The sequence below is a fragment of the Devosia sp. genome (assembly GCF_017307565.1).
Taxonomy (GTDB): domain Bacteria; phylum Pseudomonadota; class Alphaproteobacteria; order Rhizobiales; family Devosiaceae; genus Devosia.
Genome location: NZ_JAFKHD010000425.1, coordinates 6,099 through 18,538 on the forward strand (window position 1 = coordinate 6,099; position 12,440 = coordinate 18,538).

Below are 12,440 nucleotides of genomic sequence, written 5' to 3' on the forward strand. Positions count from 1 at the left end.
TTTGCCTGGCCTTGGCGTGCGCGTTCGCGGGCGGCTGGCGACCGATCCGGTCGACCGGCTCTTTGCCGCCCTCGGCATTCTGGGCGCAGAGCTCTGCGAGCCGGCTGATAGCGCGGATGTCGAGCCGCGTCTGCAGCAGCTCGATGCCGTTCTTGCCGCCCAGCTTGATGACGAAGGGCTGCATAGAAGCCGCAATCCGCGCATCCAGCTCAACCTGCTCGTCGAGCTTTCGAGCCTGCGCCAGGCCGCCAATCGCCATGGCAGCCCGACCTTGGTTGCGCTCTCCAATCGCGTCGACCGCATGCATGAGGCGCTCGATGCCGTCACGCTCTCGAGCGGTGAGCCGGCCTATTTCAATGGCTGCGGACAGGTGCCGCACGACATTCTGGTCGCCGTACAGGCCAATGGTCCGACCCCGTCGCGCCGTTCGCGCATTCTTGGTGGCTACGGCATCCTGCGTAGCGGCCAGGCCGTTGTTATCGCCGATTCCGGCCTGCGTCCGCCGCCGGGTTTTGATGGCGAGGCCCATGCCGGCGCGCTGGCTTTCGAATTTTCCTTCGGTAGCGAACTGATCCTTGGCTCCTGCGGGCCGGCGCCCACCGACATGGCGGAAACCCGCGATCTCTTCCGCCAGGCCATCGCCCATTCCTCGCCCACTATCGAAGACGAAGACGCCTTTGTGCCCTCAAAGGGTTTTAGGGAGCGGTCGCCCGTCGTTCCAGATATGGAGCTGGTTCCCGCCGAGCACATGCTCGCCGTGTCCTCCATCGGCTATGCGACCCGCTTCGGCGCCGAGATCGAGCGCCGGCTGACCCTGCTAGGTGATGGCACGACGCTGGTTGGCCAGGATCGCGTCATTGCAGAGGGCACGCCGAACGGGCACCTCTCCATCCGCTTCCATCTGGCGCCCGGCATTTCCGTCCATGCCCCGGTGGGCGAAGGCATGCGCCGGCTGACGCTGCCCAATGGCGAGGTCTGGAGCTTCCTTTGGGAAGGCGCGACCTTGCGGCAGGACGACAGCGTCCGCCAATCGGCCTATCTCGGCTTTAATCGCACCATCCAGCTCGTGCTCGAGGCCGAAATCGAGCCGGGCCTGGAAGTGGGCTGGATCCTGACGCGCGAACACGGTTGAGCTTGGACTCTTCGGTCCGTTCGTGCTAGCGGAGCGCCGAAATCTCCTCCTCCAATGCGAGCTAAAACTCATGGGCAAGACGGTCACGGTCGGGCGGGCACTGCTTTCGGTATTCGACAAATCGGGAATGGCGGATTTTGCCCGCGGGCTGTCCGAAGCCGGTGTGGAGCTGGTGTCCACCGGCGGCACCCACAAGCTCATCGCCGAAACCGGCCTGCCGGTGCGCGAGATTTCGGACCTGACCGGTTTTCCCGAAATGATGGATGGCCGCGTAAAAACGCTGCACCCGAAGGTGCATGGTGGCCTGCTCTCGGTGCGTGACAATCCCGAGCACAAGGCCTCTATGGACGAACACGAGATCGGCCCCATCGACCTCGTCGCCGTTAATCTCTATCCCTTCGAAAAGACCGTCGCCTCGGGCGCTTCCTACGACGAGATCATCGAGAATATCGACATTGGCGGCCCCGCCATGGTGCGTTCGGCGGCCAAGAACCACGCCTATGTGACCGTGGTCGTCGACCCCGCCGACTATCCGGCGATTCTGGACGCCATCCGCAATGGCGGCATTCCCCACGAACTGCGCCAGAAGCTGGCTGCAAAGGCCTATGCCAGCACCGCGGCCTACGACAGCGCGATCTCGAGTTGGTTCGCTCGAGAGATCGACTTTGCCGACGTGAATTACCGCAGCTTTGCCGGCACCCTGCGCGAAGTCATGCGCTATGGCGAAAACCCGCATCAGTGGGCCGCCTTCTACGGCACCGGCGAGAACCGCCCGGGCGTCGCCACCGCATCGCAGGTGCAGGGCAAGACGCTTTCCTACAACAATATCAACGATACCGACGCAGCCTTCGAACTGGTCTCCGAATTCGACCCCAAGGAAACGGCCGCCGTCGCCATCATCAAGCACGCCAATCCCTGCGGCGTTGCCACGGCTTCGAACCTGACCGAGGCCTATAAGAAGGCCCTGCGCACCGATCCGGTTTCGGCATTCGGCGGTATCGTCGCCACCAATCGCGAGATCGACGCCGAGACGGCGACCGAAATCGTCAAGGTTTTCACCGAAGTGATCGTAGCCCCTTCGGCGACGCCCGAGGCCCAAGAGATCATTGCCGCCAAGAAGAACCTGCGTCTTCTGCTCACTGGCGGTCTCGCCGATCCCAAGGCGGAAGGCCTGCAGGTGAAGTCGGTGGCCGGTGGCTTGCTGGTCCAGAGCCGCGACAATCGCAATGTCGATGATTGCGAGCTGAAGGTCGTCACCAAGCGCGCCCCTACCGAAGCGGAACTGGCCGACCTGAAACTGGCGGCCAAGGTCGCAAAACACGTAAAGTCCAACGCCATCATCTATGTGAAGGATGGCGCGACCGCCGGTATTGGCGCAGGCCAGATGAGCCGCGTCGATTCCGCCCGCGTTGCCCATCGCAAGTCGATCGACGCGGCTGAAGCTGCCGGGATCGAAGGCGCGCTGACGGTCGGTTCGGTCGTCGCTTCCGATGCCTTCTTCCCCTTCGCCGATGGTCTTGAGGCTCTGGTCGCAGCCGGCGCCACGGCCGTTATCCAGCCCGGCGGCTCCATGCGCGACGACGAAGTCATCGCCGCCGCCGACGCTGCCGGGATCGCCATGGTGATGACCGGCATGCGCCACTTCCGCCACTAGGCGAACACGCTGCCGTGAGGGCCTAAACACCCTCACGGTAAGACCTTCTTGACGGGGTTCTGGCACTCTCTGCCCGCTCGGCAATCTGGCCGGCGCGAGGACCCTTCATGCGGCTGGCCGTTCCAACCGATCTTTCTGCCCTGCTCTCCACCGGCCTTCTGCGCTCGGTGGGCTCGCTCGGCATCAAGGTCGCGACCGCCGGCCTCACCTACATCACCTATGTCGTCCTCTCGCGCACCCAGACCGAGAGCGAATATGGCCACTTTGCCTTTGGCCTCGCCTTGGCAACCGTGCTCGCCATTTTGGCCGGCATGGGCCAGTCGACCGCAGTGCTACGCCTCTGGCCGCAATTGCGTGCCAAAGGCGAGAACAACGACGCTGAAGCAGTGGTCGCGGCCGGTTCGGCCATCACCATTGGCGCCAGCCTGATCCTTGCCGGTCTCCTCTGCGTCCTCCCCGTCGCCAGCATTCCTTTCCTGCCGCCGCGCGAAACCATCAACCATTTCATTGGCGCGGCATTCCTGATCCTGCCCATGGCACTGGCCGAATACAATTCCTCAGTGCTGCGGGCGCAGGGATCGCTCTGGACGGCCCTCTTGCCGCGCGACATCGTCTGGCGCCTGGCTCTGCCGGCTGCCGTGATGGCGCTCTTTGCCGTGGGCATCGTGCTCAGCGGTCCCGACGCGCTGACCCTCTCGGCCGCCCTTCTTATAGGCGCACTGGTCCTGCAGATGAGCGTCGCGCTCAAGCGAAACTACGCCATCTTGCCGCGTGTCGCGCCGGTAAAAACCCATTGGCAGCGCTGGGGCAGCCTCAGCAATTGGCTGCTGCTTGGCGCCCTGATCGAAACTTTTACGCTCAATGCCGACGTCATTCTCGTCGGTTTGATGCTCGATCTTGAAAGCTCCGGCGTCTATTTCAACGCGTTCCGCACCGCCGGCCTGATGACGCTCTTCACCTTTGCCATCGAACTGGTGATCGCCCCTATGGTGGCCGAACACTACCATTCCGGCGCCATGCGAAAGGCCCAGGCCATCACCGCCCTGTGCGCCTGGGCCGGGTTTGTCTTCTCGCTCGTGATCTTTGCCCTCTTCCTGTTCTTCGGCGAGTTCATCCTGTCGCTCTTCGGCCCCTCCTATGCCGAGGGCACGCTGGTGCTGCTACTTCTCGCCTTTGGCCTCTTGTTCGATGCGGTCACCGGCCCCTCAAAGATCGTGATGATGATGACCGGACATGAGCGCGCCTATGTCGGCATCTTTGGCGCCATCATGGGTTTTGGGTTTCTCGTGCAAATCGCCGTGATCCCGATCTGGGGCATTGTTGGCGCTGCGGCGGTCAATATGGGGGCCCGTATTCTGGCCCAGGTAGCCATTGCCCTCTGGTGCCGCTACCGCATCGGGCTTGATACGAGCCTGCTGGGCGCTCTTGCCGTCGGCCGCCTGCGCGACGCCCCGGCAAACTGATTTCCGCAAGAGCGTACCCAAGAGTACGGTTGTTCTTGACCCAAAAGCCCCTCTGGGCTTAGAACCAATCCAAACTTCCATTCCTGCCCCTCGGAACAACGCGAATGACCAAGGCCCGCACGCTTTACGACAAGATCTGGGACGACCATCTGGTTCAGAACAATCCGGACGGCACGAGCCTTCTCTATATCGACCGCCACCTCGTCCACGAAGTGACGAGCCCGCAGGCTTTTGAAGGCCTGCGCATGAACGGTCGCAAGGTTCGTCATCCCGAGCGCACACTGGCCGTGGTCGATCACAACGTTCCGACGACCGATCGCTCGCTGCCCAATCCCGACCCGGAAAGCGCGATCCAGATCGAGACGTTGGCCGAGAACACCCGCGATTTCGGCATTGAATATTACGACCCGTTCGACAAGCGTCAGGGCGTCGTCCACATCGTTGGCCCTGAACAGGGTTTTACCCTGCCCGGCATGACCATCGTTTGCGGTGACTCGCACACCTCTACCCACGGGGCCTTTGGCGCGCTGGCCCACGGTATCGGCACGTCGGAAGTGGAACACGTTCTGGCCACCCAGACGCTGATCCAGCAGAAGGCCAAGAACATGCTGGTGCGTGTCGATGGTCAGCTGCCGCCGGGCGTTACCGCCAAGGACATCATTCTGGCCATCATCGGTGAAATCGGCACGGCCGGCGGCAATGGCCACGTGATCGAATTTGCTGGCGAAGCCATCCGTTCGCTGTCGATGGAAGGCCGTATGACGGTCTGCAACATGACCATCGAAGGCGGCGCCCGCGCTGGCCTGATCGCTCCGGACGAAACGACGTTTGCTTACGTCAAGGATCGCCCGCGCGCGCCAAAAGGCGAAGCGTTTGATATGGCTGTCGACTATTGGAAGACGCTCTATTCCGACGATGGCGCCCACTACGACAAGGTCGTTATCCTCGACGCTGCAAAGCTGCCGCCGATCGTTTCCTGGGGCTCTTCGCCGGAAGACGTCATCTCGGTGCAGGGCGTTGTGCCCAATCCTGATGATATCGCCGACGAAACCAAGCGTGCTTCCAAGTGGCGTGCGCTCGACTATATGGGCCTCAAGCCGGGCACGCCGATCACCGACATCAAGATCGACCGCGTCTTTGTCGGCTCGTGCACCAATGGCCGTATCGAAGATCTGCGCGCTGCCGCTGCCGTTATTGGCGATGGCAAGGTCGCGAGCCACGTCTCGGCTATGATCGTGCCGGGCTCGGGCCTCGTGAAGGCGCAGGCGGAAGAGGAAGGTCTGGATGTGATCTTCAAGAATGCCGGCTTTGAATGGCGTGAGCCGGGCTGCTCCATGTGCCTCGCCATGAACCCGGACAAGCTGAAACCCGAAGAACGCTGCGCGTCCACGTCGAACCGCAATTTCGAAGGTCGCCAGGGTTTCAAGGGCCGCACGCACCTCGTTTCCCCTGCCATGGCTGCCGCTGCGGCCATTGCCGGCCACTTCGTCGATATCCGCGAGTGGAAGTAAAAGGCACCGATTGGTCGGGGTTTTATGCCCCGACCCTCGATGATTTCGAGGCTTTGGCGAGCCAAGCGCTCGCCAACCTACCCGAGCCCTTCAAGTCGCTCGCGGCCGACGTCACCTGCTCGGTGGCCGAATTTGCGGAAGACGATGTGCTCAAGCATTTCGGCATGGAAAGCCCCTTCGAGCTGATGGGCCTTTTTACCGGCATCGGCCTCACCCATGATGGCGCCGTGCCGCATACCGGGCAGATGCCCAATACGGTTTTTCTCTATCGCCGCGCCATTCTCGACTACTGGTCGGAGAACGACGACAACACGCTCGGCGAAGTTGTCACCCATGTGCTCATTCATGAACTCGGCCACCATTTCGGCTTTTCGGACGAAGACATGGAAGATATCGAAGCTCGCGCCGACGAATAGGTCTCGTCGTCACCCGCTTCGCGGGAATGACATTGTGGGCGGGGCCTGAAAAGGCATAGGCTTACTCCCCGCGCACACTGCGCTTCGGGGGAATTTTCATGTCTTACCTTGCTGTCAATTGGCTGGCCGTCGTGCTGGCCACCGTCGCCAGCTTCGCCTTTGGCGCTGTCTGGTACATGAGCCTGTCGCGCCAATGGCTCGCGGCCGTCGGCAAGACCAGGGAACAGTTGGGCGTCGGCTCCACGCCTTTCATCTGGTCCGTTGTGGTCGAATTCGTCATGGCCTACTTCATCGCGCTCTTTACCCCGGCCCTGATGGGCGCGGTGGATATCGGCGCCGGCATCGCCACCGGCGTGCTCTGCTGGTTCGGCTTTGTCCTGACCTCGCTGATCATGAACCATCGCTATGAAGGCATGAAGTGGTCGCTGACCCTCATCGATGGCCTGCATATCCTCGGCGTGTTGATCATCCACGGTGTGGTCATCGGTCTTTTTGGGCCAGTTGCTGCGGCTGCGGTCTAGTTACCCCCACACTCAGTCGTCATTACCGGGCTTGTCCCGGCAATCCATCTCGCCTCCGCATGGACCACCGGGACAAGCCCGGTGGTGACGAAAGGAGAGGCCTAAGTGGGGGGCTCTAGAACAAACATCCCCGCTTCCGCGGGGATGATACTGTGCTCTTTGATGTCCCGAAGGAAGATCAGCTTTCAACCGCCACATTGGGCGGAGCGGGTGGCTCGGCCGGCGGAGCATACTTGCTCAAGAGCGGCACCTGGCTCATCGAGAACAGTACCGTCAGCGGCATGACACCCCAGACCTTGAAGGCGATCCAGATCTCGGTCGAGAAATTGCGCCAGAGCACTTCGTTGATCACGGCGAGCACGAAGAAGAAAATGCCCCAGTTCAGCGTCAGGCGCCACCAGCCCTCAGGCTTGAGCTTATAGACTTCGCCGAAGACATATTTGAGCAGCGACTGGCCGAAGAGCAGGCCACCGAGCAGCACCGAGCCAAACAGCACATTGGTGATGGTCGGCTTAATCTTGATAAAGGTGTCGTCCTGCAGCCAGAGCGTCAGGCCGCCGAACACGAGCACGACCGCGCCGGTCACCAGCGGCATCACGGCGACCTTTTTGAGGATCAGCCAGGAGGCCAGTAGGGAAAGCGTCATCGCGCCCATGAACCAGGCGGTTGCGACGAAAATGTCAGCCCGCGCATTGGCGATGAAAAACACCACCAGCGGTCCCAGCTCCAGGGCCAGTTTCGTGATCTGCGGGCGCAGTTCGTCCCAATTGACGTCTGCTTCGGCTTTGTCGGTCATTGAACGTTCCATGGCGTATCCGATCAATGTGATGGCACGAGCCACCTGATGCAAGCCGAATAGCCAGTAAGAGTGGTTAGATTTGGGCCGAAACCTCAGTCTTGCCCGGCAATTGCAGTGGCAAAGTCCTTGGCTTCGAATGGTTCGAGATCGTCCACGCCCTCACCGACGCCAATGAAGTGCACAGGCAGGCCGAATTTTTTGGCGATGGCGACGAGAATGCCGCCGCGGGCCGTGCCGTCGAGCTTGGTCATGACGAGGCCGGTCACGCCGGCGCGCTTGCCAAAAATCTCGACCTGTTTCAGCGCGTTCTGGCCGGTCGTGGCATCGAGCGTCAACAGCGTCGCATGCGGCGCCGACGGCTCGACCTTCTTGATGACGCGAATGACTTTTTCCAGCTCATTCATCAGCTCGTCGCGGTTTTGGAGGCGGCCGGCCGTGTCGATGATGAGGATATCGCGCCCCTCGGCCTTGGCCTGGGTGACTGCGTCGAAGGCGAGCCCCGAAGCATCGGAGCCGGCGGGTTTTGCAACTACCGGTGCGCCGGTGCGCTGGCCCCAGACCTGCAGCTGCTCGATGGCGGCGGCACGGAACGTGTCGCCGGCTGCCAGCATGACCGATTTTCCTTCGGCTGCGAACTTTTGCGCCAGTTTGCCGATGGTTGTCGTCTTGCCCGAGCCATTGACGCCGATCATCAGGATGATGAAAGGCTTCTTGTCGGTATCCACCGTGAGCGGCAGCGCGACGGGGCCGAGCACCTTTTCGACTTCTGATGCGAGCACGGCGCGGACATCGCTGTCCGAAACTTCGCGGTCAAAACGGTCGCGGCGCAGGGTCTCGGTGATGGACATGGCCGTCTCAAGCCCGAGATCAGCCTGAATGAGTACGTCCTCAAGTTCGTCCAGCGTCGCCGCATCGAGCTTGCGCTTGGTGAAGACCGAGGTGATCGAGCTGGTGAGATTGTCCGACGAGCGTTTGAGGCCCGAAGTGAGGCGCGAAAACCAGCTCTGGCGCTGGGCCGGGGCGGCAACGACGGCGGGCGGGGTGACGAACTGGTCTTCCACCGCCTCGATATAGTCGGGCGTTGTTTCCGGGGGGCCAGGAGGAGGTGGCGCGTCCGCGGGCTCGGGTTGCTTGACCGGTTCTGGAACGGGCTCGGGCGTGGGAGCAACCGGCTCCGGCACCACGGCAGGGGTCTCGGGCAGCGTTTCGGGCGGAGCAGGCGGCACGGGGGCCGGCTGATTGCCGAAGAGGCGCTGGAAAAAGCCGGGTTTCTTGTCGGTCATAGTCTTGGTCTTTCCCTCGCCACCTTCAGGCGGCAACCCGTAGTTTTTCGCCCATGAGCCCATCCGGAGCACGACCCGTGATCGCGACGGCGGCAAGCTCGCCTGGCTCCATACCGGCAACGCTCACCGGCACGAATTGTTCGGTGCGACCGAGACCGCCCCGTTCCATCAATACGTTTTCAATGCGGCCAAGGCGCGTGTCGCACAATGCCGCAAATTGCTTTTCGCCCTCTGCGCGCAGACGGCCCGCCCGCTCACGGGCAATCGCCTTGCTCACCTGCGGCATGCGCGCAGCGGGCGTGCCCGGGCGCGGCGAATAGGGGAAGGCGTGGATATAGGTGATCCCTGCTTCGCCGATGAAGCGCAGCGTGTTCTCGAACATCTCGTCGGTCTCCGTCGGAAAACCGGCAATAATGTCGGCGCCAAAAACCATGTTCGGCCTTATGGCACGCAGCTTTGCGACCACACCAAGCGCATCTTCGCGTGAGTGCCGGCGCTTCATACGCTTGAGGATGAGATCATCGCCCGATTGCAGCGACAGATGCAGATGCGGCATCAGCCGCGGATCGGCGGCGGCCTCGTAGAGCGCGGCGTCGGCCTCGATGGAATCGATCGAGGAAATCCGCAGCCGCGGCAGGTCCGGAACGTGCTTCAGGATCGCCTGGGTAAGTAGGCCCAGCGTCGGGGCGCCAGGCAGGTCGGGGCCATAGGAGGTGATATCAACGCCGGTAAGCACGATCTCGCGATAGCCGTTGGCCGCCAGCTTTTTGATCTGCTCGACCACCAGCCCCATCGGCACCGAGCGCGAGGGGCCACGGCCGAAGGGAATGATGCAGAACGTGCAGCGGTGATCGCAGCCATTTTGCACCTGCACGAAGGCGCGCGTATGGGCGTCCATGCCTTCGATGAGATGGCCTGCGGTTTCCCGCACGCTCATGATGTCGTTGACCTGCACCTTGTCATTGAGAGGCAGGCCAAAGGTCATGGGCCGATAACTCTCGGCCTTGAGCTTGTCGGCATTGCCGATAACGAGATCGACCTCTTCCATATCGCCAAAAGAGCGCGCCTCGGTCTGGGCAGCGCAACCGGTGACGATGATGCGGCTTTGCGGATTTTCACGCCGCGCCTTGCGCACGGCCTTTCGGGCCTGGGTGACGGCTTCCTGCGTCACGGCGCAGGTATTGATGATGATGGCGTCGTCGAGTCCGGCTTTTTCAGCCTCGGCCTTCATCACTTCGCCTTCATAGGCATTGAGACGACAGCCGAAAGTTAGCGTGCGAACCGCCATCAGGCCGCCTCGGCGCGCGTCCAGGCGCCCGTTGCGGGGTCAAATTCACCGCGCCATTCGAATTCGGCGGGGCCGGTCAGGGTAACGTGGTCATCCGGCAGCCATTCGACGACGAGATCGCCGCCCGGAAGGGTGACGGTCGCCTTGCGTTCGGTGCGCCGCGTGCGGGCGCCATTGACGAGGGCAGCACAGGCGGCAGTGCCGCAGGCTTCGGTAATGCCGGCGCCGCGCTCCCATACGCGCAAGATGATCTTGTCGGGTGCGGTGACCTGGGCGATGCCGATATTGGCGCGCTCGGGGAAAATCGGATGGTTTTCGAGCAGCGGCCCAAACCGGTCCAGCGCATAGGACCAGACATCGTCCTTGACCCAGAACGTCGCGTGCGGATTGCCGATCGACATAACCGAAGGCGAATGCAGCACCGGCGCATCGATCGGCCCGATCTGCAGCTCGATCTTGCGGGTGTCGGCAAACTCTTCGGCGAGCGGAATCTCGTACCAGGCGAACTTTGGTGTGCCCATATCGACGGTAATCAGGCCGTTTTCGGCTTCTTCGCCAAAAAGAATGCCGGCCACGGTTTCAAAGGTAAAACGCTGGCGGCCCTGTTCCGCTGAAAGGGTCTGCACCACGCAGCGCATGCCATTGCCGCAGGCTTGAGCGCGGGAACCGTCAGAATTGATGATTTCGATATAGTTGGCCGTGCCGGGCATACGAGAGTCATGGATAGCCATGATCTGGTCGAACTTGGTTTCGGGCCGTGCATTGATGGCAATAGCGGCTTCAGGCGTGACGCGATCCCGGCGGCCGCGCATGTCGGCCACGATGATCTGGTTGCCCAGCCCGTTCATCTTGAGAAAGGGTGCGTTGCTCAAAGCGGTGCCCATCTGCTTGTCTTTGCCCTATATGGCGGATCGAACTTCAAAATGCCAGTGCATGGCTGGCTCTAGGTGCCGCGCCCGGCAACGACAATATCGGCGCGCACTTGCGGTTTCGTTTCGAGATAGCGCTCAACGCTGGGCATGAAAAACTCCCGCCATTCCCGCTCCCAGGACCCCACGCCGCGGGCCAAAGCAGCGGCGAGCGTCGTTTTCGCGTCGCTCGCGACCCAGATGCGGAGATCGTAGAGGGAAGAGATGCGCTCAGAAAGCGCCGAGACGCCCTCGACGATCACCAATCCGCCTCTGGCCTCAATTGTCCTGGTTCCGCCCAGGGCGCCACTCGCCCAGTCGTACAAGCGGTAGCTGCAGGTGCCGGTGGTCGCCAAGGCTTCGACAGCATGGAAGAACTCTTCGTATCGCACATAGAGGAAAGGGAAGCCCGGCTCGGTGGGCTCCGGCCAGTCTTTCTTGGGCAGGATAAAGTCGTCGAAATAAATGACCTTGGCCCCCAAGGCGTCGATGAGGCTTTCGGCTAGCGTTGACTTGCCGGACACAGGCAGACCGTCGATGCCGATGAGCCGAATGTCAGGTCGCTTTTGTAGAAAAGCGATTGTCTCCTCTGCTGTCATCATGGCTGGAAGAGGTCTTGCTGGCCGCTCATTCCTTGACTCCCTCATAAAACTCCCCTAAACGCGACCCGTTCATCAGGCTTTTGCTCCTGACCAGCCGACCGGGACCCCAAATGGGTTCCACGATCCCGGAGGCCAACATCCGCCAGCGCGTTGCGCCCGCGGGTGGGTTTTGCGTTTGGCCTTTTGGTACTTATCTCTCCGGAGATCGTCTCCGCGAGCGAAAAGGAAATAGTATGTTCGAGAGCCTCTCAGACCGGCTTGGCAAAATTTTCGATGGTCTTCGTGGACGCGGCGCGCTGAACGCTGCCGATGTCGATGCGGCCATGCGCGAAATCCGCCGGGCGCTGATCGAGGCCGACGTCTCGCTCGAAGTCGTCCGCGCCTTTGTCGAACAGGTCCGCGAACGCGCCGTCGGTGCCGAGGTTACGCGCTCCGTCACCCCCGGTCAGCAAGTTGTAAAAATCGTCAATGACGAGCTGGTTGCCGTTTTGGGCTCCGATGCCGTCACCATCGATCTCAATGCACCGGCGCCCGTCACCCTCCTCATGGTGGGTTTGCAAGGTTCTGGTAAGACGACGACCACGGCGAAGATCGCCAAGCGTCTCAAAGACAAGCAGAAGAAGAAGGTTCTTCTCGCCTCGCTCGATACGCGCCGCCCGGCTGCCATGGAGCAGCTCCGCGTGCTCGGCGAACAGGTTGGTGTCGACACCCTTCCTATTGTAGCGACCGAAACGCCCGTTGAGATCGCCCGCCGCGCCGAGCGCGAAGGCCGTCTCGGCGGCTATGACGTTCTCGTTCTCGATACTGCCGGCCGCACCCATATCGACGAAGAGCTGATGGTCGAAACGGTCTCCATCAAGGAG

Annotated in this window: 12 protein-coding genes; 7 read left to right on the plus strand and 5 right to left on the minus strand. The window is 61.9% G+C overall.

What is annotated here, in order from left to right; genetic code table 11:
* From J0I64_RS18035 to J0I64_RS18060, 6 genes are all read left to right on the plus strand, one after another.
* Positions 1 to 1,132, plus strand: a 1,132-nt coding sequence (locus J0I64_RS18035; RefSeq protein ID WP_291410778.1) for a heparinase II/III family protein, incomplete at its 5' end; no start/stop codon positions are given.
* A gap of 70 nt (positions 1,133 to 1,202) precedes the next feature.
* Positions 1,203 to 2,786 carry a bifunctional phosphoribosylaminoimidazolecarboxamide formyltransferase/IMP cyclohydrolase gene (gene purH, locus J0I64_RS18040; protein WP_291410781.1) on the plus strand — a complete coding sequence of 528 codons (1,584 nt, stop codon included), beginning with the start codon at positions 1,203 to 1,205 and terminating at the stop codon, positions 2,784 to 2,786.
* Positions 2,787 to 2,893: 107 nt separating this feature from the next.
* Positions 2,894 to 4,249, plus strand: a complete 1,356-nt coding sequence (locus J0I64_RS18045; RefSeq protein WP_291410783.1) for an oligosaccharide flippase family protein — start codon at positions 2,894 to 2,896, stop codon at positions 4,247 to 4,249.
* A gap of 104 nt (positions 4,250 to 4,353) precedes the next feature.
* Entirely contained in the window at positions 4,354 to 5,760 is a 1,407-nt protein-coding gene (gene leuC / locus J0I64_RS18050) for a 3-isopropylmalate dehydratase large subunit (protein ID WP_291410786.1), read from the plus strand.
* Positions 5,751 to 6,176, plus strand: a complete 426-nt coding sequence (locus J0I64_RS18055; protein ID WP_291410788.1) for a metallopeptidase family protein — start codon at positions 5,751 to 5,753, stop codon at positions 6,174 to 6,176. Before leuC ends, J0I64_RS18055 begins: the two co-directional genes overlap by 10 nt.
* A 98-nt stretch (positions 6,177 to 6,274) precedes the next feature.
* Positions 6,275 to 6,697 carry a DUF1761 domain-containing protein gene (locus J0I64_RS18060; protein ID WP_291410790.1) on the plus strand — a complete coding sequence of 141 codons (423 nt, stop codon included), beginning with the start codon at positions 6,275 to 6,277 and terminating at the stop codon, positions 6,695 to 6,697.
* Between the two features lie 178 nt (positions 6,698 to 6,875).
* Here J0I64_RS18060 and J0I64_RS18065 read toward each other — a convergent pair whose 3' ends face one another.
* From J0I64_RS18065 to J0I64_RS18085, 5 genes are all read right to left on the minus strand, one after another.
* Entirely contained in the window at positions 6,876 to 7,505 is a 630-nt protein-coding gene (locus J0I64_RS18065) for a septation protein A (RefSeq protein ID WP_291410792.1), read from the minus strand.
* A gap of 83 nt (positions 7,506 to 7,588) precedes the next feature.
* Positions 7,589 to 8,779: a signal recognition particle-docking protein FtsY gene (gene ftsY / locus J0I64_RS18070; protein WP_291410794.1), complete on the minus strand. Its 1,191-nt coding sequence runs from the start codon at positions 8,777 to 8,779 to the stop codon at positions 7,589 to 7,591.
* A gap of 25 nt (positions 8,780 to 8,804) precedes the next feature.
* Positions 8,805 to 10,067, minus strand: a complete 1,263-nt coding sequence (mtaB, locus tag J0I64_RS18075) for a tRNA (N(6)-L-threonylcarbamoyladenosine(37)-C(2))-methylthiotransferase MtaB (RefSeq protein ID WP_291410796.1) — start codon at positions 10,065 to 10,067, stop codon at positions 8,805 to 8,807.
* On the minus strand, positions 10,067 to 10,951 hold the full coding sequence (gene dapF, locus J0I64_RS18080; RefSeq protein WP_291410797.1) for a diaminopimelate epimerase: 885 nt from the start codon (positions 10,949 to 10,951) through the stop codon (positions 10,067 to 10,069). Before dapF ends, mtaB begins: the two co-directional genes overlap by 1 nt.
* Positions 10,952 to 11,010: 59 nt before the next feature.
* The gene (locus tag J0I64_RS18085; RefSeq protein WP_291410799.1) at positions 11,011 to 11,577 is read right to left on the minus strand and encodes a hypothetical protein; all 567 of its coding nucleotides are present in this window, start codon (positions 11,575 to 11,577) and stop codon (positions 11,011 to 11,013) included.
* Positions 11,578 to 11,810: 233 nt separating this feature from the next.
* Here J0I64_RS18085 and J0I64_RS18090 point away from each other — a divergent pair.
* The coding region (locus J0I64_RS18090; protein WP_291410801.1) for a signal recognition particle receptor subunit alpha at positions 11,811 to 12,440 on the plus strand (630 nt) is incomplete at its 3' end.

Excerpts from the sequence above, each read along its gene's own strand:
- J0I64_RS18060 (WP_291410790.1), top strand. The coding sequence starts at position 6,275 with ATGTCTTACCTTGCTGTCAATTGGCTGGCCGTCGTGCTGGCCACCGTC.
- J0I64_RS18045 (WP_291410783.1), top strand. The coding sequence starts at position 2,894 with ATGCGGCTGGCCGTTCCAACCGATCTTTCTGCCCTGCTCTCCACCGGC.
- mtaB (WP_291410796.1), bottom strand. The coding sequence starts at position 10,067 with ATGGCGGTTCGCACGCTAACTTTCGGCTGTCGTCTCAATGCCTATGAA.
- ftsY (WP_291410794.1), bottom strand. The coding sequence starts at position 8,779 with ATGACCGACAAGAAACCCGGCTTTTTCCAGCGCCTCTTCGGCAATCAG.
- purH (WP_291410781.1), top strand. The coding sequence starts at position 1,203 with ATGGGCAAGACGGTCACGGTCGGGCGGGCACTGCTTTCGGTATTCGAC.
- leuC (WP_291410786.1), top strand. The coding sequence starts at position 4,354 with ATGACCAAGGCCCGCACGCTTTACGACAAGATCTGGGACGACCATCTG.
- J0I64_RS18065 (WP_291410792.1), bottom strand. The coding sequence starts at position 7,505 with ATGGAACGTTCAATGACCGACAAAGCCGAAGCAGACGTCAATTGGGAC.
- J0I64_RS18085 (WP_291410799.1), bottom strand. The coding sequence starts at position 11,577 with ATGATGACAGCAGAGGAGACAATCGCTTTTCTACAAAAGCGACCTGAC.
- dapF (WP_291410797.1), bottom strand. The coding sequence starts at position 10,951 with ATGGGCACCGCTTTGAGCAACGCACCCTTTCTCAAGATGAACGGGCTG.